Raw genomic sequence first — 21,381 nt, forward strand, 5'->3', positions numbered from 1 at the left:
GATTAGTTTTTCGAAACCCTCAGGAGAGAAAAAAGGATAAAGAAAGGATGCTCTTCGCTGTATCAAGTGGGTAGCAGGATAATTAATCCTGGTGGAATACGGAATAAAACCGCAGAGGCGCAGAGCGCACGGAGGACGAACGAACGGAGACGACTATTTGCTCAGAAATATGCTATTTTTTTCAAGTGCTGGTAATAAGATAAATTTCCATGTCTCTGCGAACTCTGCGTCTCTGCGGTTAATATTCGTAGCCGAATATTCAAACACGTGGTAGTTACGGAATAAAACCTCAGAGTCACAGAGCGCACAGAGGATCATGAAAAAATGTCGAATTCCTGTGACTTTTGCACGAACCCACACCAAACAGCGAGGAGCCAATCATATACCCTTGCCCTGGTGTCCAGGTAGATCTCAAAGCAGCCTGGTGGCCTCGCGTGGCCTGGGGGTCTTGACCACCAGGATTCGAGTGACGCTATTGCTCTCGTTCATCCAGCGGTGGGGAATCTTTGCCGGGCTCTCAATCAAGGTGTCCGCCCCTGCAACCGCTTTCTCCTCGCCGATCTCCACCACCCCAACTCCTTCCAGGACATAGAATATCACATCCACCGGAGTGATGTGCTTTTTCAATGACTCACCAGGCTGCAGGGTTATATGCACTACCTGGGCGCTCTCGGTATCGCTGATGCTCCGGGCATCCACCCCATGGGGATTGGGCTTGCTGGATACGTCTTTGACCTGCACGATCTTCATAAGTGTCTTATATTCACCCCATCTGGCATAAGCATTCCCCTGTATGCGGCTTTGGCCCATGCATTCGCCAGATCATGCGACCGCTATTCACCTCCCAAATGAATAACTAATCGCATTCTCCGAGCAGACATCAACACAGCAGCCGCAGAGGATGCATTCGCTGTTTTCCATGATCCCCTGACGGACCATGAGGTTTACATCAAGGCTCATGGGACATGTTGCCGAGCACCTTCTGCAATTCGAACAGCGGCCTGCATCGGATGAGAGTTGCAGCGCAGGCCAGCGGAAGAGGTCTCGGATCTTCCTTCCGGTGATGAGAATCACGGCGATCGGGCAGAAGTAATGGCAAAAGGCACGCTTGCCGGCTAGCAGGGCAAAGGCGGTGAAAAAAGCGATCTGCACAAAGAATATCGTGTACGATCCCTGTTGTGCAATTGATATGCCCTGATCGGTATAATAAAAGAGGTCGATGGTTTTCAGCCCTCCTGCAGAGCGAATTGCAGAGATGAGTGGGATAAAAAGTATGAAAAGGAATATCGGATATTTAAGCAGGTTCATCCTCCCTGTTCGAACATTTTTATCATTTAGGAGAATATAAATTTCCTGCAAGCCCCCTCCTGGGCAGAGCCATCCGCACCACAGCCTGCCCAAAAGAAGCGAGCTGATGAAAAGGAGAACGAATACGATAAGGCCGCCAGTGGCAACTCCTTGTGATGCACCCCGGATAATTACCGGACAGGATATATAAACAAAGGTGGCGGGCAATAGCACGAAAGAGAGGATGATCATCGCCCTCCTGATCTTTTGTCTGGCCGGGAATTTAATCATAGAATTTATATAACCTGCTTTTTGACAACGGTGTCCGACAGCTTATTGAAGAGGCGCTGCCTCTTTCCCCGAAAGGCAAATAGGCCGATCAGGCAGTCGACGGGGAGGAGAAAGGCCTTGCCAAAGGACTGCAGAGCCGAATCCCTAAAGCCGATGGCCTCTCCATAAGGGCCGACCACCACGATATTGAGCAGCATCTTTCCCAGGGATTGCCCACGGTATCCCTCCAGCGCTGTCCAGTAGACGAAAATCAGACCGGACAGCATCAGCATTGCGTCCAGATGCATTGGATCGATCCCAAGGACCAGGACTACTCTATGCCATATGAGTCCCATGAGCAGAACATCGATCAGCCAGGCCCAGAAGCGATCACTCCAGCTGGCCAGCACCAATTCATCCAATCCGGTCTCCTCCTTCAGCTATGCGAGATTCAGACCTTTTTCTGCCTCTTCTTGTAGATATAGCCACCAACAGCAATCAAGATAATAAGCGCCAGAGCTGCTGGCAGAAGAAGAGACTGGGCGGCAGGCTCAACCTTTACCGGTATTTTCATGCTCTCAGAGATCACTGTGTCTCCATTGACATCAGTATACTTGATCTCGCTGCTTATGCCATAATCCTTTGCTGTAGCATCGGAGTCGACGTCCATCCGGAAGAGGACAGTGGTCTCATTTCCCGGATCCAAATTTCCTATGAAGGCCTGATCATCGGTGGAGGAGAAGGGCTTGAAGATGGAAAGCCTGGCTACAGCATCCCTTACGGGATCCTCGCCGATATTCTTGTAGGTGGCATGGATCTCCTGCTTCTTGCCCCCGGCTAAAAGCTCAGCAGTGGTGTTCTGGATCACGAAGTCCGCCTGCTTCTTGACCCGGATGGTGACGGGCACTGTCTGGTTGGCCTTCTGGTAAATATAAGAGACCCGGTAGTTGGAGAAGGTGGATGTGCCCCCCTCGGTTACTAACTTGGAGGCATAAACCCGAACGTTATCCTGATAGTCATAAGTCATATTCAAGTGGAGTGGATACTCTCCGGCCGGAGCATGCTCCCCTATCTTGATGGTGAACTTGAGAGGAGACTGAGTCTTGTCCCCGGACTTGAGCGACTCGACCACCTGGTCGCCTGACTTCACCTCGATCTGAGGGGCCTGGGAGATCAGGGTGGCGGTGACCCCCAGAGCGGTAGGCTTCTTGTTCTCCTCCTCCAGCTCTGCGCTGGCGAGGGCATACTCCTTGGAATTCTGGGGCATCTGGTCCTGCTTGAAGCCTATGATCCTGCCGTAGTTGGTCAGATCAAGATAAAGGGTGACGGTATCCCCCCGCTTAAACTCATCTGTGCCGGAGATGCTCGCGGATATGTCCGGACTGCCGTACATGGTATAGTAATTGTCCCCGCCAAGCTCCAGGGGTATGTAGGTGTTCTGGGCTAATACCGGAGCCAGGAGGATGAACATAGAGGCCAGGGCGATGGCATACTTAATTTCCATTGATTCTTCTCCATCTTTGATTGTTGATCAGTGCAATTGCTCTCTTCATTTCCAGTTTTGCATTCTCTAATACTTCACGCTGAACTTCCATTCTAATGGCCAGGACTACGAACACGGTGAAGGTGGTGACCAAGGCGAGCACGACCGACATCACCGTGACCACTCCGAAGTTGCTGATTATGTTGAAGGGAGAGGCGATCAGAGCGCCAAAGCCGAAGATGACCGCCATCCCCGATGCCACCAATGCAGAACCTATGCGGTTGGCTGTGATCTTCAGGGCATCGATGGGATTGCCCACATTCTCCAGCTCTTCATAGAAGCGCTCCATCATAAGTATAGCGTACTCCGAACCCACCCCCAGGACCAGAGCGCCCAGTGTGGCGGTGAGGGGGGTGTACTTCAGCCCGCCGTAGTACATGACCAGCCCCATCCAGCCTATCACTACCAGCATGGGCAGCACTGGCAAGAGGGCCCGGATCAGGTCCCGGTAGATCAGCAGCAGCAGGACGAAAATCAGGAACAGGCCGAGCAGGGACATCTCCACCCTCCCCTCTGTCAGGGCATCCATGACCGTGGTCATCAGCACCGGCTGGCCGGTGATCCGGACGGAAACTCCGGGCGGTGGGGTATGCCAGGCCAGGTCATCCTCATAGGACCGGACCAGACGCTCCATCCCTTCCGTTCCCAGGTTGAGCTGGGCATTGCCTATATTCACATCTATTATCGCCAGGTTGTGGCCGTTGAGGTATGCGCTGCTAACTGAAGAAGGCAGAGAGGCGATGATCTCCCTGGCCCGGGTGGTGTCGCCGGGCAGCTCTCCCCCATTGGCCGATTTGATATAGGTGGCAATGCTGGTGGCCCTCTCTGTCCGGTCCTCTCTGGACCTCATAAGGTAGCTGCCAAACTCGTCCATCCATTTGAGGTTCTCAGGATCGGTGACATCATCGGCCTGGATCAGGAACTTGATTGAGTCCGTTCCCCCATAGACATCTTTCATATGCTTCAGGTCGATCAGCGGCGGCAGGTCCGCGGGGATATAGTTCTGGGAATTCGTCTCTATGGGGACCAAAATGTCAGCATAATTCCCCGCCAGGGCCAAAAGTAAAGCCAGTGCCAGCACCGCCTTCCACCTCTCAATGCAGAAGGTGGCAGTGCTCTCGATGAAAGCACCAATTGGCGAGCCATTCTCAGAATGGGCTGCTGCCATCTTCTTTCGGGGCAACCTCTTCTCGGACTGATAAAGGATGGTCAGGTTCACAAAAAGGGCGGACAGGTAGCACATGACCAGGCCGATCATGCACATCTTTCCGAAGTCCTGGGTCGATGGGACGGAGGAGCTGAGAAGGGAGAAGAAGCCCGCCTCCGTTACCGTCAGGGCGACGAGCACCGGGATTGCCACATATTTCACCGTTCTCGTCGATGCTTGCAGAACGGATTTGCCTTTAGACAATTCCTCATCTATCCGGTTATGAAACTGTATAGCATAGTCTATGCCAATACCTATCATGATGGGAAATGCGGCGAATGTGGTCATTCCCATGCGAATATGGAGGAGGCCCATGGCACCCAGGGTCCAGACGATCCCCAGTAAGACCACTGGCAAGGGGAGAAGCGACCACCTGACATGCCGGAAAAAGAGCAGCAGGGCTACTATCATCAGCAGGCCACACAGGGCGAGGATCTGGCCGTTGGTGCTGTTCATCATCTGCACGATTGCCGCCTGGAAGGAGGGGTCGCCGGTAATGGTCACGCCGTATCCCGAGGGGAATTCTGCATAGTCCACTGCTTTCTCTATTTCCAGAAGGAGCTTGTTTCGCTGCTCTTCGGTTAGGGTGGAGGTGGTGGGCATGCCAATGATGATTCGGGTGTGGCCGCGATCCGGCATCAGATGGGCAATGGAGGTGCCTGAATTTGCCAGGATCTCGTCAATCCTCTCCTGAGAGGGGATTTGCCGGATGCCCGTCCTCTTGTATTCCTCGTCCGCTATCCAGTCGGCTGCGCTCTGGACGCCCAGAACATGCTCCACCTGATGCATATGATCTGAAAATCGCAGGATGGCAGACAGAACCTCGGCCCCTGCTACGTCATCGCCCTCGATGAGTATCATATTGCCATCAGAGCCGAAGTTTTCCAGGTAGAGGTGATCGTAGAGCTGATAGAGGGCGGAGTCTTTTGAGACGAATGCCTCGGTGGTCATGCCCTGGCTCTCGATCTGCTGGGCATAGTGAAGTGAGACCAGTGTCAGGAGAACTGCTGCCACGATGATTATCACAGGATTGCCGGTAATCCATTCTCCCAATCGCTCCAGGTCAGCCATGGCAGTGAAACCCTCTATCCGGATTTTTTCGAACGAACCAAATTATTGCGATATACTTAAGCTTTGTGTCCTATTCGGAAGCTTAATCTTGGATGAGCCCCCGCACTTTGGGCATGAAGCTGGAGTTCCATGGAGCGGCTGGAGGGGTTACAGGCTCGCATATGGTCCTCCACGCCCGGGATCTCCGAATCGGCATAGATGCAGGCCTATTTCAGGGTGGCGATACCGATCGGAACCAGGATGGCTTTGGCCATGATCCCAATCGACTGAAAGCGATGATTCTCACCCATGCCCATGTCGACCACAGCGGCAGGATTCCTCTTTTTATCAACGAGGGATTCAAGGGCTCAGTCTACTGCACCCATGCCACAAGAGACCTCTGCCAGATCATGCTCCAGGACTCCGCCCACCTGATGGAAGAGGCGGCGGAAAGGGAACGCCGCCATGCCCGCGATATGAAAAGGCCTCCTCGCCCGCCTCTATACACCAGAGGGGATGCTGAAAGGGCAGTGCGCCAGTTTAGATCCTTAGACTACTCCAAGAGATTTAATATCGGGGACATATCTGTTCGATTCAGTGATGCAGGCCATATCCTGGGCTCAACTATTGTTGAGATGGATATTGGCAAAAAGAGGCTGGTCTTCAGCGGAGACCTGGGCCGGCCGGACACCCCCATCCTCCGTGATCCCCAAAGGGTGGACGAAGCCGACTGGCTGGTGCTCGAGTCCACCTACGGTGATCTGGATCACGAGAGGATGCCTGACCGGGGAAAAAGGCTATTTGATATCGTTTTGGAGACTGTGGATCAAGGCGGGAATGTGATAATCCCGGCATTCGCCATAGGTAGGACCCAGGAGATCCTCTATGAGCTGAATCCCTTTGCAGAAGCGGGCAAGCTCTCCGGGGTGAAATGCTTCGTAGACAGCCCCATGGCCATCTCCGCCTCTGAGATCTACCGCCGCCATCCGGAATGCTTCGATGAGGAGACCCTCGGCCTCATAAGCAGGGGTGACAGCCCACTGGAGTTTCCGGGAATGGAGTATGCCCTCTCCAGGGATAAGTCAAAGGCGATAAATGAGCTGAAGGAACCGCATATAGTCATCTCAGCCAGCGGAATGTGCACCGGTGGAAGGGTGCTCCATCACCTGATGCAGAACATCGAGCGCAAGGAGAGCACAATACTGTGCGTCGGCTATCAGGCAGAGGGAACCCTCGGTCGAAGGATGCTTGACGGCATAAAAAGCGTGCAGATAATGAACCACGAGTTCGATGTACGGGCAAGGATCGAATCGATGGACGCATTCTCCGCTCATGCCGGCAGAAGCGAGATCCTGGAATGGCTGCGCGCTTTTCGGAGCTTTCCTGGCCAGGTATTCCTCAACCATGGGGAGGAGCGTGCCGCAGAGACACTGGCTGAGGCCATCAGGAGCGAGTTTGGCGCTCGTGTCAGCATTGCAAAGATGAATCAGAGCTTTAGCTTATAAGGCAAAAGCCTATTTATCAATGAGGCTATTATAAGCTATGGGGTGCTAAGATGAAAGTAACCTATACCAATAAGAAAGGAGAAAAGGTTGAGCAGAAGTTCGATACTGAGGACGAGGGCAAGAAGCTTAAGGAGAAGCTGAAGTCGCAAGGGGTAACAGACGCGAAATGGGAGTGGTAGTGGCCAAAGACTGGCTGGAAAATGCTAATTCTATGAGCTTGATCTCATTCCACAATTTTTTTGAATCGGCATGCTGAATTGTGTTCCCCCAAATTCATAGTTCGTGTGGTGCTTATATCACTCATTTTTGTAAAAATTAATTACAGACTAGTCCTTAAAGTGCCGGTTTTATTCTTGAGATCCAATATCCGGGCGCTAATCATCCACTATCTTTAAGTAATGGTATTGTACATTATTGTTAATAGCATTTTGCTCAAACAGGCTTTGAAATTTGCATCTGAAATGAATGGTGATCTTATGAGAATAAGCGATCAGGTAACTCAGATCTTTGGACCTATGAGTTCCAATATCTTTAGTGCTTTGATCATCCTTGTTGTGGGGTGGATCGTAGCTTTGATTGTCAGCTCTCTCATTGGCAAAGCGCTGCGTCGCACTGCAATGGATGAAAAAATAGCCCGGGTGGCAGTGGGCGAGGAAAGGGCCAGATCCATAGACTCGAATCGATGGATTACTCGGATAATTTATTATGTTCTACTGTTTTTTGTTATAGTGGCATTTTTCGAGACTCTGGGCCTAACTCTGGTTGCTCAGCCATTAAACGAGATGCTAACGGTGGTCTTCGCCTATATCCCCAAGCTCTTTGCCGCTCTATTGATAGCGATCGTCGCTATCGTCTTGGCGATGGTTCTCAAGAGGGTGGTATTGACAGTTCTTCGATCTGCAAACATCGATGAGGACATAGGCAGCAAGGCCGGGCTGGAGAGAAAGGAGATGCCATTGAGCCAGACCATTGCCGAGATAGTATTCTACCTTGTGCTCCTCCTCTTCCTGCCCATGGTCCTCAATGCACTCTCTTTGGGCGGGCTTCTCGAGCCCCTGCAGGTGATGATGGCCAAGATGCTTGGCTTCCTCCCCAATCTGCTGGCAGCAGCAGCTATCCTCCTCGTCGGCTGGTTTCTCGCCCGCATCGTGCAAAAGATCCTCACCGGCCTGCTGCTGGCAGTCGGCTCGGAGAGGCTGAGCGAGAAGGTGGGCCTTTCTCGGGTTCTGGGAGAACGAGGGCTGGCCGGCTTGATCGGCCTGATCGTCTATGCCTTGATACTGATCCCCGTCCTCATGGCAGCCCTCCAGGCCCTGGACCTGGTATCCGTCACCCAGCCCTTATCCAATATGCTCAACCAGATACTAGCTGCCCTTCCCTCAGCCTTCGGAGCCATTTTGATCCTGGCCATCGCTTATGTGCTGGGAAGGATTGTGGCAGAGCTGGTCACAAACCTCCTGGCGGCAGCGGGATTCGACTCCATACTGGTCTGGCTGGGCCTGGGAAAGGAGCCGGCAGAAGGAGAGAGAAAGCCCTCCCAGGTGGCAGGCTATCTGGTGCTGGTAGCAATAATGCTTTTTGCCCTGATAGAGGCATTCAGAATACTCAACTTCGCCCTGATGGCAGATCTGATCTATGAGTTCATAGTCTTCGCCGGCCGCGTTCTGGTGGGACTGGTGATACTTGCCACTGGCATTTACCTGGCCAATCTGGCCTATGACACAGTGATGGCCAGCAACACCAGCCAGGCGAAGATGCTTGCCGGTGCGACCAGGATTTCCGTATTGATATTCTCCGGAGCCATGGCCCTGAGGCACATGGGACTGGCAAATGAGATCATCAACCTGGCATTTGGACTGCTGCTGGGCGCCATCGCTGTGGCCGTGGCCCTGGCGTTCGGACTGGGTGGAAGGGAGATCGCCGCCAGAGAGATTGATAAGTGGTTGAAGTCGATGAAATGAGCTTGCCTCAAATTGAACGAGAATCCTGGGAAAAGAGTGGCATAACCTGCCCTTTTCCCACGATTTTTGATATTATGACCCGGGCTTTTAATAGAAACGATTTAGTAATCAAGAAGAGATCATGGGATTCTATGTTTGGATCCAAAGATCATCTCACCACGATAGACAACCACCTCTACATCGAGGACGTCGACTGCTGCCGTCTGGCCGCGGAGGAGGGCACTCCACTGTACGTCACCTCCGAGAGGAGGCTGCGAGAGAACATCCGCCGCTATCATAGAGCATTTCCCGATGCAGAGAAATATTTCGCGGTGAAGGCCAATGGCAATCTGGCCATTCTGCAAGTCGCCGCCCAGGAGGGAATGGGGGCAGACATATTCTCTGCCGGGGAGCTTTCCCTGGTTCGCCTGGCTGGCATTCCCAGGGATATGATCCTCTTCAACGGCAACTCCAAGAGCGAGAAGGATCACGTAGCTGCCCTCCAGGCAGGGGTTCGCATCTCCGTGGACTCCAATGAAGAGCTGGAGCACCTGGCCAGGACCGCCCGTAACCTGGATTCAGAGGCTGAGATCCTCTTTCGGGTCAACCCCAATGTATCGCCAAAAACCCATCCCAAGATCGCCACCGGCCTGAGATCCTCAAAGTTCGGCATTCCCGCGGAGCAGGTGGCCGGGACCTATAAGAGGGCGATGGAGCTTGAAGGGGTAAAGCCAGTGGGACTGCACTGCCATATCGGCAGCCAGATTCTGGATACCGCTCCCTTCGCCGAGGCAGCGGGAAGGATGATGGACATCACCAGGGCAGTGATGGCAGAGGGCGGGAATGTGGAAAGAATAGACCTGGGGGGAGGCCTTGGCATCCAGTACCAGCCAGACAGCCCTGCCCCCCTGCCCTCGGATCTGGCAAAGGCCATTTTGCCGGTAATCCAGGATAGCTGCCGGGATATGGGAATCTTCCCTCAGCTCATTTTGGAGCCGGGCAGGAGCATAGTGGCGGACAGCACTATCATGCTCACGGGAGTCAATGTGGTCAAGAGGGCGCATGTCAACTTCGTGGCAGTGGACGCCGGCTTCAACGTCCTCGCCCGGCCCATGCTCTATGACTCCTATCATCATGTGCTGGCGGCCAACCGTGCGGAAGAGCAGGGAGAGGAGACCTATACCATCGTCGGCCCGATCTGCGAGACCGGCGATGTGCTGGCCCGAGACCGCCGTCTCCCTCGCCTGGTGCGGGGCGATACCCTGGCCTTCCTGGATGCTGGTGCCTATGGCTTCTCCATGGCTTCCCAGTATAACGGCCAGCCGAGACCGGCAGAAGTTATGGTCTCTGAGGACCGCTGGGAGCTCATCCGGCATAGAGAGGATGAGAGCGCTCTATTGGCCGGGCAGACCATCCCATCCCGGCTGATGTGGTAGGGGAATATGAAGGCAGATCCGTTGGTTGCGGCAGATAGGATAAAAGGGATGATTGAGCCGCTGCTGCAGGGCCAGTTCTCTTCGGGCCTGGGCAAGGTATTGGTCTATGTGCAGTCGGTGACCCGGAGCCTGGATTCCTCTCGAGCCGCTCTGAGAGCATTAGAGGAGAAGAGAACGGGAAGTCTGGATACCAACTATGACGATTGGGAGAAGAGGAGAGCGGCCATAGAGCAGGCTTATGGCAGGGGTCTGAAAAACTCCATTGGTTTTGCCCGCCGCAACCTGGATTCTGCGCAGCTGCAGGCTCTGGAGGAGCTGGTGCGGCGCCCCCGCCTGGCCAGCAGAACAATTCTGGAGAAGAGGGCTCTTGCCCTGCAAAAGAGCTTCGACCGGATGGACGATCCCGCAGCGGGCATGCTGGAGCACTATACGAGCACCTCCGATCCGCTTAACAAGTATCTGGTGGCCGGCCCCTGGGGCCACGAGTACCTGCAAAAGAGGAAGATCGATCCTGGGGGGTATGACCTCGCTCTCTGCAGGCTATTGGGCTGCCAGGATACTGTGGCAGGCAGAGTGGTGATGAGCTATGCATCCATCTGCCAGGCGATCGATGAGCTGGAGGCAGTGGCACAGGGTGCTCTGGATTGAATTCTCTGGATCATCTCATCTACTGCAGCAAAAGGTAATATAATCCTAAAGAGAGACTTAACTGGTAATTGGAGGTGATGCGGCTGCTGGAGATTGAAGATCTGTCGGTCAGCATTGGCAGTAAGCAGGTTTTGAAGAACTTCAACCTTAGGATAAACAGTGGTGAGACCCATGCCCTCTTCGGCCCCAATGGGACGGGCAAGACCACTCTCTTGAATGTCATAGCCGGTATTCCCAGGTACACCATCGATAAAGGGCGCATTATATTTAAAGAAAAGGATATCACTCACATGTCCATGGACGAGCGGGCGCGCCTGGGAATAGGCATGGCCTTTCAGCGGCCGCCGGCCATTCGCGGCCTGAGGCTCAAAGACCTGATCACGATCATCAATCCCCAGGCAGACACCGAGTCCATTCTCAAAAAGATGGACTTTGAGGCCTTTGCGGAGAGGGATGTTAACCGCGGCTTTTCTGGCGGAGAGGTCAAGCGCTCGGAGATGGTTCAGCTTTTAGCCCAGCAGCCGGACCTGGTGATGCTGGATGAGCCCGATTCTGGGGTGGACCTGGAGAACATCAAGCTCATAGGAGATGCCATAAACCAGCTCACTCAGAAGGATCAGCGACCAAGCTACCGGACGAAATCGGGGATCATTATCACCCACTTCGGCCATATCCTGGATTATATGAAGGCAGACCGGGCCCATGTCATGCTGGGCGGTGCGATCGTCTGCAGCGGAAATCCGGGCGAGATCTTGGAGCAGATAAAGAAAAGCGGATACGAGGGTTGTGCGGGGTGCGCATGTCAAGCATAGAGGAGAAGGCCCGCAAAGCGCGAGATAAGAAGGCGCTCTTTGGTACCGATATAAACCTGGAGAGCTACCAGTCCGATGCCAAGCCCCAGAGCGCTGTCGATGATGCACTGGATCTGCCCAATGTGGTAAAGAAGGCAGCTCTGGACGTGGGCGTGACCCTGGATGACGAATCCTCCGGGGCTTATGTGCAGATGGATCAGACCCCTGTAGTGGCCAAGTCCCTCTACGAAGGGGTGGAGATCATGGATATCGCCTCTGCCCTGAAAAAGTACGACTTCCTGCAGGACTACTGGTGGAAGCTGGTGGCCGCGGACGCAGACAAGTACACGGCAGATGTGGCCGAAGCCCCTCCGGCAGGCTTCTTCATCCGCGCCAAGAAGAACATGAAGACCATCTTTCCGGTGAAAAGCTGCCTGTATCTGGGCTCCACCAATCTCAACCAGCGGGTGCACAACATCGTCATCGCCGAGGAGGGCTCTGAGCTGCATGTGATCACCGGCTGCACCACCCCCGCCCATGTTCAGAGGGGGCTGCACATCGGCGTCTCCGAGTACTATATCCAGAAGAACGCCAAGGTGAGCTTCACCATGGTGCACAGCTGGGGAAAGGAGGTTGAGGTGCGTCCGAGGACCGGGGTGACCATCGCTGAGGGTGGATCGCTGTACAACAACTACATCATGCTCCGACCGGTCAAGACCCTGCAGACATTCCCCACAGCCAATCTGGCCGGCCGGGGAGCGGTGGCCAGCTTCAATACAGTGATCTACTCCACCATGGGCAATATCGATGTGGGAAGCGATGTGTTCCTGAACGCCCCTGAGACCAGCGCCGAGTCCATCTCCCGAGTGGTCTGCATGGGCGGGGATGTCATCGCCCGGGGGAGGATGACCGGAACCGTTCCCGGAGCGCGCGCTCACCTGGAATGCGTCGGCCTTCTCCTCTCCAATGAGGGGCGGATCTACTCCATTCCGGAGCTCGATGGCCATTGCCGGGACCTGGATATGTCCCATGAGGCCGCAGTGGGCAGAATCTCCGAGGAGGAGCTGGAATATCTGATGGCACGGGGCCTCTCCTCTGAGCAGGCCACCAGCGTCATAGTTCGGGGATTTTTGGATGTGGAGATCAAGGGCCTGCCCGAGGAACTGAAAAAAGAGATCAAGGATATCACCCAGAGGGAGGACCTGAAAGGATCCTGAAAATATCCTTTTTAGCTTCTTTTCTCGTATTTTTTTTCGATAAATTCCCGCTGATCTTCTCCTTCAATCTCAATCCCGGGAATAGAGAATCAGAGGCCATGCAATTTGCCGCAAATCGTCTGCAAATATTTATTAGGGGGGATGGGGAATACATATCAGGTGTTTTCAATGCGAACCGAAATTCTCCTCACCGTATCCATTCTCTCACTTTTATGCCTGACTGGATTGGGTGATGTGGGTACTATTGAGTATTGGCTGACCAAAGGAGCAGAAGAATACGTTAACGGAAGCCTCAAAGAGGCTTTTAGGTCATTTGACAACGCCACCACCGTCGACCCGGAGAATGCAACCGTCTGGTTTGCCCGGGGGATGGCCCTCAGCGGTCTGAAAAGATACGAAGAGGCCATTTCGTCCTATAATAAATCCATCCGGATCGATGACAAGAATGCAGACGTCTGGTATGCCAGGGCGACAGATGAAAGCTATATTGGCAGGATGAACGATTCTCTTGCTTCCTATGATCAATCCCTGCAGATAGATCCAGAGAACAAATTCGTATGGTATGACAAAGGCAATTCTCTCCAGGAATTGGGTCGATATGAAGAGGCCATAACCTGCTATGATCAGGCCATACTCATCGATGGAAACTGGAGCAGGCCCTGGGATAGTAAGGGTTATGCGCTGGGAGAGCTGGGCCGATATGAAGAGGCCCTGCAATCATTCGAAGAGTCCGTAGACATCTACCCCAACAGCTCTCAGTCCTGGTATGGCAAGGCGCTGGCATTGCGCAGCCTGGGAAGGACCCAGGAGGCAGAAGAGGCATGGAGCACATATCGGGATCTGAGCTATGCCCATATCAGCTTCAGCGATAACCGCGGAGAGTCCATGGAGGACGCCATAGTCATTATGAATGCAAGAACCGATCTTGAAGGGGTAGGCTCAGAGTATTATTATCTGGAAAAGAGGTTCGGGACGGATGCAGTGGACAGGGATCGCATATCTCAGTACCTGGTCGAGGGTGAAGAGGGCAGATCCTATGATGTGCTGGAGGTCCATCTTACATCCGGAGAGAATGCCACCATATACTTTGACATTACTGACTTCTATGGAAAAGGATTCGTCTAAAGCCGAAACTCTTGCAGAAAAAATAGGAGACGATAATCGATGTCAATAGAGGATAACAAACGCATTGTACTTCGCTTTTTCGAGGAAGGACCATCCAAGGGAGACTTGAGAGCCGCAGATGAGTTGCTGGCTCCAAACTTTGCCCTGCACACACCCCTTCCATCAGCTCCAGGAATTAAGGGGATGAACGATGTGATTACAGCATGCAGGTCAGCCTTCGAGCATCTGAATGTTACCGTAGAGGATATGGTGGCAGAGGAAGACAAAGTCGCTGCACGCTTCACAGCTCGCGGCATACACAAAGGTGCTTTCATGGATTTAGTGCCCACAGGCAAATCCATAACCATGACAGGCATCGAAATCTTTCGGATAGAAAACGGAAAGATCGCAGAGCTCTGGGGTGAGGCCAACCTGCTTGGGCTGATGCAACAACTAGGGATCTTGCCGCCCTTGGGGCAATAAGGGTGGATGATCCGGCGGGAAGTTCATCCTTCCCGCGGCGAGATTCACCTACCCTTCAGTTGTTTCCTAATGTGGCCGTGAATCCCGATTTCTGCCATTGAAGATCTTCAGCGCTTCAAACCATAAAATGCTCGCTATCCCGGATGCAAAACAAATGGCTATATCAATAAGATGCAGATAGGCAAAGCTGAATATCTCTCGAAGGAATGGAACATATATCGCCATTGCCAGGAAGACCAAGGCGCCTCCCACCACCCACCAAAGGGCAGGATTGGGGGTGCTCATTGTCTCCAGGATGGTCCTGGTCCAGGATCTATTTGCCAGAATAAGGGCCAGATTAGCAAAAATGAGGGTGGTATAAGTCAGTGCCCTGGCTTCGGCCTCACCCTGACCACGATAGAGTGAGACGGTGAAAACTGCCATGACTATGACCAGAACGCTCAAGCCTTGAAGCAGACTGAGCCCCAATGCATGACTGCTAAACAGAGGCGCATTTGGATCTCTGGGCGGCCGGTCCATCACATCTGCCTCCTCAGGCTCGGCCTCAAAGGCAATTGAGCAGGCAGGATCTATGATAAGCTCCAGGAAGACTACATGAACCGGGAAAAATATCAACGGCCATCCCAGGAGCACGGGAATAAGCGAAATGCCCGCAATAGGCACATGTATGGCCAGAATGTAGGCCATGGCCTTCTTGATATTATCAAATATCCTGCGGCCTGATTTTATCGCCTTGACAATGGACGAGAAGTCGTCGTCCAAAAGCACCAGAGATGCTGACTCGCGGGCCACGTCTGTGCCCCTGCCTCCCATGGCTATTCCGATATCGGCAGCTTTTAGGGCGGGTGCATCGTTCACCCCGTCGCCTGTCATGGCCACGACCTCTCCATTGGCCTTTAGGGCTTTGACAAGCCTCAGCTTCTGTTCCGGTACAACGCGAGAGAAGAGGCAGATATCTCGGACCTTCTCCTGAAGTTCTTGATCGCTCAGTATTGCCAGTTCAGGACCGGTGATGACCTTATCTGTTGGCAGGCCAATTTGCCTGGCTATAGCCTGAGCAGTTCCTGGATAGTCTCCAGTTATCATCACCACTCGAATCCCGGCAGAATAGCATTCCTTAATCGCCTCAGGAACGCCTGGCCGCACCGGGTCTTCCATTCCTATCAAGCCCAGAAATTCAAACTCGAAGTCGTGCTGTCCATCGGGCAGATCGGTCTTTTGGAATGAGGCCTTGGCTACACCTAATACGCGCATGCCCTCATTGGCCATGGTCTGGATGTTATTGGATAGTTCTTTTTCCCGATCCGGATCGATGTGGCATAGTTCTGCAATAGCTTCAGGCGCACCCTTGGCAGCGATCACATACTCATTTCCCGAAGACGATCTCCAGACGCGGGACATGGCCAGCAACTTCTTTGATAATGGATACTCTCGAACCAGCTCCCAGTCCCTGTGGATGTGCTCAGTTTTGGCCAGGTAGTCCTCGCCCAGCTTTTTGAAGGCCTTCTCCATGGGATCGAAGGGATCCATCTGACTGGCCAGAATGGAAAACTCAACCACCTCATGAATGGCCTCAGGCAGATTGTCTCTGCCGTCATCCAGCTCGACTGATTGGCCGCTGGCGAATATCTTTTTCACCTTCATGCGGTTAAGAGTCAAGGTACCAGTCTTGTCCGTGCAGAGCACAGTGGCAGAACCTAGGGTCTCTACCGCCGGAACACGCCGGGTTAAGACGTTATTCTGAGAGATTCTCCACGCTCCCAGCGCCAGAAATACTGTCAAGACCACGGGGAACTCTTCGGGCAGCACGGCCATGGCGGTGGTTATGCCCGCCAGTACTCCTTGCAGCCAGTTGCCTCTGGTTATGCCATAGGCAACTACTACCAGTAGACACAGGCCCAAACCGAGCAACGCCAGGTTGCGTACCAGCAGGTTGGTCTCTTTCTGAAGGGCCGTCTCCTTGGACTTGACCTGCTCCAAAGCTCTTCCAATCTTGCCGATCTCGGTGTTTATTCCCGTAGCCCTGGCCACTGCCACCCCCTGGCCCTGCACAACCAGGCTTCCAGAGTAGACGAATGGCAGATCATCTCCACCCGGTCTGGCCATCACAGGCGAGTCGGTCTCAGAGCATACCTTCCGGACAGAGACCGATTCACCTGTGAGAAGGGATTCATCTGCGGAAAGATTGGTGCAGCTCAGCAAAACTGCATCCGCAGGCACGCGGTCGCCTTCTGCAAGAACAATCAGATCTCCCGGGACTACATCCCTTCCGGCTATCCGCTTCTCCACACCATCCCGGATTACCAGTGCACGCGGGCTAGACATGTCTCGCAAGGCCTCCAGGGCCCGCTCTGTCTTGCGTTCCTGATAGAAAGTGATGCCCATAACAACCAGGACAGAGCCCATTAGTATCAGGGCCTCTTGGAGATCTCCAAGCAAAAAATAAACCAGCCCGCCCGCTACCAGGAGCAGGAACATAGGCTCCTTGACAACTTCAAAGGCAATGGCGAAGGCGCTGCGGGGTTTGGTTGAGGGTAGCTCGTTGTAGCCTACTTCTTTTAGCAGTTTTGCGGCCTCGGCTTCGGTGAGGCCTCCAGCGGTTTTTATATCAAAATCATCAGCCAATAACGCAACCTCTTCCTGTACAATAGTCCGGGTATTTTCGTTGTTAACCCTGGGTGAAGAGATAGATATCAATCCATTGGTCTTCGGTTAAGAGATGATCAGCCAGTTGAGGATTCGAGGGCCTTTCAAAGCTCGGGCCATGATTATATGATTCGAGGCATGACTCGGGTTATCAGACCCAATATGCACAAAGGCAAAGATATTGGGTTCGGCTCCTAATGCGGTTTTGAAAGAAGCTAAAATCGATAGAGATTATTGGATCTCCTCGACGGGAGCCAGAGAGGACTTATGCGTCTGCTCATTAACATCGTTCTGATCTTGCTATGATAACTCCCAACGATAGCTTCGTTTATCATACATCCGAATTGCTCATATGGCCGCAGTGCGCGGACGGGCGCTTGCATGCACGCGGGGATGCCCAACGGGGGGGCAGGAGGGCGATGGAAGTGCAAAGGTTTTTATCAACACAGCCATAACATATCTGACGGAGGCGTGATCAGTTGGTTTGCTCAGATAACCTGGAGGTCAAAAATTTGATGTCACCTGTCGTTAATCCTGTAAAGGCTAACTCTGAGACAGGCAAAGAGTTCATCGAGGGCATCAGAGAAGGCCTGGAGGATTTTGCTGAGGGCCGCTGTAAGGTCTTCAAGGATGCCGATGAGCTATTGGCCTACCTGCTAAAACCCTGATTTATCCAATTTTGATCCTTCATGGCATTTAGGCCCCTCCTTCCAAGTCATTTTCATAAGCAATTCAAGAAGCTGACGAAAAAGGATGCTGCTTTGGAGCAAAGGTTTGGGAAGAAGATCAAAGCGATATGTGAAAATCCCGAAATAGGAGAACCCAAAAGCCACAACTTGAAGGGCCTTAGAGGCGACCATGTAGATCCTTTTGTGATTATTTACGGCGTATTCGGCGATTTCATCGTTTTTGTACATGTAGATCATCATGATAAAGCGTATGCTGCAGCCTATGAAATAGCAAAAGCTCTTACTGAAGATGAAGGGCTGCTAGCAACACTCGCAAAGGTAGGCGTTACCTCTGAAGAGCTTGTGGCCTTTGTAAAATCGATAGGTAAGTAGAGGCGATATCACCTAACTTCTGTTCTCTATACTTCTTGTCATCTGCAAGGTCTATCGGTGAAAACGCTCCGAGGTTGGATTTTCGGGCATCTTCCCGGGGGTTGCCCGCATGGCCGGCAGCGCGCGGGCGGGCGCTTGTATGCACGGGGGGCCATCCTCTAAGCTATAAATTGAAAATATTGACGGAGTTCGTTATGGGGACCATCGACCCTAAGTTAATCGGAATCCTCTTTTTTTGAATTCGATTCCTATCACGTGCCAAAGTATTTAACTCTTGGAAAAGGGATACATCTTTAAACATGGAGGTTAGTTGAATGAGCAGAATTTTAACATCATCTGCCTTATCGCTGGTTCTATTGAGTATCCTGGCGACACCGGCGATATCTACAGATAATGCTACTCAAGGGATGCCCCTGCTGGGAGACAGGTTTCCCGATATGACGGTACAGACTACTGCGGGAACGATGGAACTGCCCGATGCATACGCCGGCAAATGGTTCATTCTCTTCAGTCATCCTGGAGATTTTACACCTGTATGCACAACGGAGTTTGTGGCCTTTGCCAAGAGGCACGAGCAGTTCAGGGAGAACAACACCGAGTTGATAGGGCTTTCTATAGACCAGGTCCAGGCCCATATGAAGTGGGTCGAATGGATCAACGATACCTTAAAGACGAACATAACTTTTCCAATAATAGCTGATGGCACAGGGCGTGTTGCCAAACAGTTGGGCATGATCCACCCTGCTAAAGGAAGCAACACGGTCAGAGCAGTGTTTATCATAGATCCCAGTGGAACCATTAGGACGATTCTTTATTATCCGCAGGAAGTTGGCAGGAATATGGATGAGATTCTGAGGACCGTCAGAGCTCTCCAGGTTGCAGATCAGAACCGGGTAGCTATGCCTGCTAACTGGCCAAATAACGAACTCATAGCCGATGGCGTAATAATACCGCCACCGACGAACGAGACAACAAAGGCTACACGAGTCACAGGCAATAACATGACTTGCTTTGATTGGTGGCTATGCTATAAGGAAGTACCCTATTGACAATCCCAAATGGCTTTGCAGAACGCAAAGCCCATATTTCTTCTGCCGGATACGCCGCCTAATTCTTCGGCACCATCATCATCGCTGAGCCATCACCGATAATGAGGTTTGATGAATTAACAGGATTCCAGTCGATTATTGCTGCATAAACTACTTCTCTTGAGACTTGATCACAAAAGGCCTCAGGTCCACACCTGCTTGCAGGCATAGCGGTAGCTGTCGAAAAAATATGAAAAATCTGATGAAAATAAGAGATTCAGGGGGCAAGAACAGGGAAAATTAGAGCGAAAGCGTCAAAATATTAACAGAGTTCGTTGGGGACCATCGACCTTAGGTTAATCAGAATCCTCTTATATGGCCATTCCTCAATGGATGATATGCATGGAGGAATAAGCAATGATGCGGCTTTGATCGTTGTGGAACCGCAAAACGATTTTACAGAAGGTGGTGCATTGCCTGCGCAAAACGCAAGCGAAGCGATCACGGTAATCAACAAAATCATTCCGAGATTTCGGTATGTTATTGCCAGCAAAGATTGGCACCCGCCAGACCATTGCAGTTTTGCTAAATGGCCGATGCACTGCATCGCCGGCACGATTGGTGCAGAATTCCATTTCTCATTAGACCAAAGGAATATCCGGACGATAATCCACAAAGGCGTGGAAAGAGATGATGATGCTTATAGTGTGTTCGAAAATTCGCACCTAGAGGCCATGCTCAGGGCCGATAATATCAGGAGGGTCTATATCACGGGCTTTGTCCTTGATGTATGTGTCTACGAAACCGCCGTAAGCGCAATAGCCCTGGGTTTTGATACTTACATCGTTCTTGATGCGACCAAACCCGCGTATCACGACCAGTTGGAAGAAACAATGGCCAAGATAAGAGATGCAGGCATAAAAGTGATATACAGCGCAGATCTACTGGCCAGATCTGAATGAGAAATGGGGACTAAAACAATTGTCGCCTTTTTTCTAGCCCTTCATTTATCTGGTGGTTCATTTGCTGTATACAAGCTACAGGAGCACTTAGAAATCCAGGGCATTTGCCGTATAATCTATCGGCCTGATTTTTTCCGTTGAATCTACTGAGGGGGCAAACGGGGGCTCGGGATTTATACTGAAAATGCTGCCGCAGGCCGAAAATCCCCTCTCCGGAGGCCCCTGAAGATATAACCTTGATCACAAAAGGCCTCAGGTCCACCACCAGCTTGCCCGCATGGCCGCTGCACGCACGCGTGCGGGCGCTACGCATGCATGTGGGGCTGCCACAGGGGGGCAGGAGGGCGAATGGTGGAAGGGAGCCATGTGGTCTGTGGCCGGGCGGCAGTGGGATGCGGGATGCAGGGGGTAAGAGCGCCAGTGCTCCTATGCCTTCGGGCCTTACCAGGGTCGCAAGGGCATGAAGGAAATTAGCTCACAGATCCTCATCGACAGTTTCATATATAAAAATTGTAAACATAAGTATTATGTCAACTAATGTTTACAGCATCCGGATAGATGATCGTGTTCGCCGGATGATGGATGAGATGAATGACGTCAACTGGCAGGTCGAGATCAGACAGTCAGTGGAGAGGATAGTCCGGGAGAAGAAGAAGCAGAAGCTATTGGCGGAGGCAAAAGAGCTATGGGAGGACCAAATTCCTAATAAAATTGGGGCGGCAGAGATGATCAGGGAGGATCGAGATGCCAGATAAGGTGGTCCTTGATTCAAGTGTAATCGCTGCTATGTTCTTTAGAGAAGATGCTTCAACGCGGGCAATACAAGCAGCTGCAAAATCCGACTTGATCACCCTGGATCTTGCTATTGCTGAGGTTGGGAATGTGGCCAGCAAGCAAGTCGCCTTCTGTGGTGGGGATAAAGACCTGACATTAGCGGCCTTTAAGAAATGCCAGAGTTTCATCTCAGAGGCGTGTGAACTCATCCGGGCTGAGGATCTGACCATGGAGGCATACATCATCTCTTTAGAGGCCAAGACTGCTTTCTACGACTCACTCTTTCTGGCTGCGGCTGAGGAAAGCCAAGTGCCACTCTTGACGCTGGATAGAAAGCTGTATGAAAGGGCAAAATTGACCAAGAATGTGCAGCTAATCTAGGAGGCGGAACTGCAGAGTTGCTTCTCTGCAAATTGTTCAAGGATGCCG

21 protein-coding genes are annotated in these 21,381 nt (G+C 52.4%); 15 read left to right on the plus strand and 6 right to left on the minus strand.

Annotation, left to right across the window (positions count from 1 at the left end; genetic code table 11):
- Positions 1-411: 411 nt before the first annotated feature.
- The 5 genes from BP727_RS06570 to BP727_RS06590 form a co-directional block, all read right to left on the minus strand.
- On the minus strand, positions 412-750 hold the full coding sequence (locus BP727_RS06570) for a cupin domain-containing protein (RefSeq protein ID WP_013719434.1): 339 nt from the start codon (positions 748-750) through the stop codon (positions 412-414).
- Between the two features lie 87 nt (positions 751-837).
- The gene (locus tag BP727_RS06575) at positions 838-1,578 is read right to left on the minus strand and encodes a 4Fe-4S binding protein (protein ID WP_013719433.1); all 741 of its coding nucleotides are present in this window, start codon (positions 1,576-1,578) and stop codon (positions 838-840) included.
- 5 nt (positions 1,579-1,583) lie between these two features.
- Complete coding sequence (locus BP727_RS06580) at positions 1,584-1,979, minus strand: RDD family protein (protein ID WP_273278142.1); 396 nt, start codon at positions 1,977-1,979, stop codon at positions 1,584-1,586.
- 29 nt (positions 1,980-2,008) lie between these two features.
- Positions 2,009-3,061 carry a COG1361 S-layer family protein gene (locus BP727_RS06585; RefSeq protein WP_273278141.1) on the minus strand — a complete coding sequence of 351 codons (1,053 nt, stop codon included), beginning with the start codon at positions 3,059-3,061 and terminating at the stop codon, positions 2,009-2,011.
- A complete protein-coding gene (locus BP727_RS06590) occupies positions 3,051-5,378 on the minus strand; it encodes an efflux RND transporter permease subunit (RefSeq protein ID WP_273278140.1) in 2,328 nt (775 codons plus the stop codon). Before BP727_RS06590 ends, BP727_RS06585 begins: the two co-directional genes overlap by 11 nt.
- Before the next feature lie 113 nt (positions 5,379-5,491).
- Here BP727_RS06590 and BP727_RS06595 point away from each other — a divergent pair, with 113 nt between their 5' ends.
- The 9 genes from BP727_RS06595 (at position 5,492) to BP727_RS06635 (ending at position 14,481) form a co-directional block, all read left to right on the plus strand.
- A complete protein-coding gene (locus tag BP727_RS06595; protein ID WP_273278139.1) occupies positions 5,492-6,862 on the plus strand; it encodes an MBL fold metallo-hydrolase RNA specificity domain-containing protein in 1,371 nt (456 codons plus the stop codon).
- Positions 6,863-6,912: 50 nt separating this feature from the next.
- Positions 6,913-7,041, plus strand: coding sequence for a hypothetical protein (locus BP727_RS06600; protein WP_269798786.1), 129 nt, complete (start codon positions 6,913-6,915; stop codon positions 7,039-7,041).
- 282 nt (positions 7,042-7,323) lie between these two features.
- Positions 7,324-8,823 carry a mechanosensitive ion channel gene (locus tag BP727_RS06605; protein WP_286857959.1) on the plus strand — a complete coding sequence of 500 codons (1,500 nt, stop codon included), beginning with the start codon at positions 7,324-7,326 and terminating at the stop codon, positions 8,821-8,823.
- Between the two features lie 131 nt (positions 8,824-8,954).
- Positions 8,955-10,238, plus strand: coding sequence for a diaminopimelate decarboxylase (gene lysA, locus BP727_RS06610; RefSeq protein ID WP_286857962.1), 1,284 nt, complete (start codon positions 8,955-8,957; stop codon positions 10,236-10,238).
- 6 nt (positions 10,239-10,244) lie between these two features.
- Positions 10,245-10,886 (plus strand): hypothetical protein, encoded by a 642-nt coding sequence (locus BP727_RS06615; RefSeq protein WP_286857964.1) that lies wholly within the window; start codon positions 10,245-10,247, stop codon positions 10,884-10,886.
- Between the two features lie 77 nt (positions 10,887-10,963).
- Positions 10,964-11,698, plus strand: coding sequence for an ABC transporter ATP-binding protein (locus BP727_RS06620; protein ID WP_202795791.1), 735 nt, complete (start codon positions 10,964-10,966; stop codon positions 11,696-11,698).
- Complete coding sequence (locus BP727_RS06625) at positions 11,686-12,894, plus strand: SufB/SufD family protein (RefSeq protein WP_273278136.1); 1,209 nt, start codon at positions 11,686-11,688, stop codon at positions 12,892-12,894. The genes BP727_RS06620 and BP727_RS06625 overlap by 13 nt, the downstream gene beginning before the upstream one ends.
- 168 nt (positions 12,895-13,062) lie before the next feature.
- Complete coding sequence (locus tag BP727_RS06630; RefSeq protein ID WP_286857966.1) at positions 13,063-14,019, plus strand: tetratricopeptide repeat protein; 957 nt, start codon at positions 13,063-13,065, stop codon at positions 14,017-14,019.
- Between the two features lie 39 nt (positions 14,020-14,058).
- Complete coding sequence (locus tag BP727_RS06635) at positions 14,059-14,481, plus strand: ester cyclase (RefSeq protein WP_013719417.1); 423 nt, start codon at positions 14,059-14,061, stop codon at positions 14,479-14,481.
- A gap of 66 nt (positions 14,482-14,547) precedes the next feature.
- Here BP727_RS06635 and BP727_RS06640 read toward each other — a convergent pair whose 3' ends face one another.
- Positions 14,548-17,106: a cation-translocating P-type ATPase gene (locus BP727_RS06640; protein WP_286857968.1), complete on the minus strand. Its 2,559-nt coding sequence runs from the start codon at positions 17,104-17,106 to the stop codon at positions 14,548-14,550.
- Between the two features lie 536 nt (positions 17,107-17,642).
- Between BP727_RS06640 and BP727_RS06645 the strand changes: the two genes are divergently transcribed.
- The 6 genes from BP727_RS06645 (at position 17,643) to BP727_RS06670 (ending at position 21,333) form a co-directional block, all read left to right on the plus strand.
- A complete protein-coding gene (locus BP727_RS06645) occupies positions 17,643-17,795 on the plus strand; it encodes a hypothetical protein (protein ID WP_157863722.1) in 153 nt (50 codons plus the stop codon).
- A gap of 21 nt (positions 17,796-17,816) precedes the next feature.
- Complete coding sequence (locus BP727_RS06650; protein WP_013719414.1) at positions 17,817-18,188, plus strand: type II toxin-antitoxin system RelE family toxin; 372 nt, start codon at positions 17,817-17,819, stop codon at positions 18,186-18,188.
- Positions 18,189-18,595: 407 nt separating this feature from the next.
- Positions 18,596-19,237 (plus strand): peroxiredoxin, encoded by a 642-nt coding sequence (locus BP727_RS06655; RefSeq protein ID WP_013719413.1) that lies wholly within the window; start codon positions 18,596-18,598, stop codon positions 19,235-19,237.
- 368 nt (positions 19,238-19,605) lie between these two features.
- Entirely contained in the window at positions 19,606-20,178 is a 573-nt protein-coding gene (locus tag BP727_RS06660) for an isochorismatase family protein (protein ID WP_052297541.1), read from the plus strand.
- A 527-nt stretch (positions 20,179-20,705) separates the two neighbouring features.
- Positions 20,706-20,933 (plus strand): hypothetical protein, encoded by a 228-nt coding sequence (locus BP727_RS06665; protein ID WP_157863721.1) that lies wholly within the window; start codon positions 20,706-20,708, stop codon positions 20,931-20,933.
- Positions 20,923-21,333, plus strand: a complete 411-nt coding sequence (locus tag BP727_RS06670) for a type II toxin-antitoxin system VapC family toxin (RefSeq protein ID WP_013719410.1) — start codon at positions 20,923-20,925, stop codon at positions 21,331-21,333. Before BP727_RS06665 ends, BP727_RS06670 begins: the two co-directional genes overlap by 11 nt.
- The last annotated feature ends 48 nt before the right edge of the window (positions 21,334-21,381 follow it).

The organism is Methanosaeta sp. UBA356, from assembly GCF_002496465.1.
Lineage (GTDB): Archaea > Halobacteriota > Methanosarcinia > Methanotrichales > Methanotrichaceae > Methanothrix > Methanothrix soehngenii.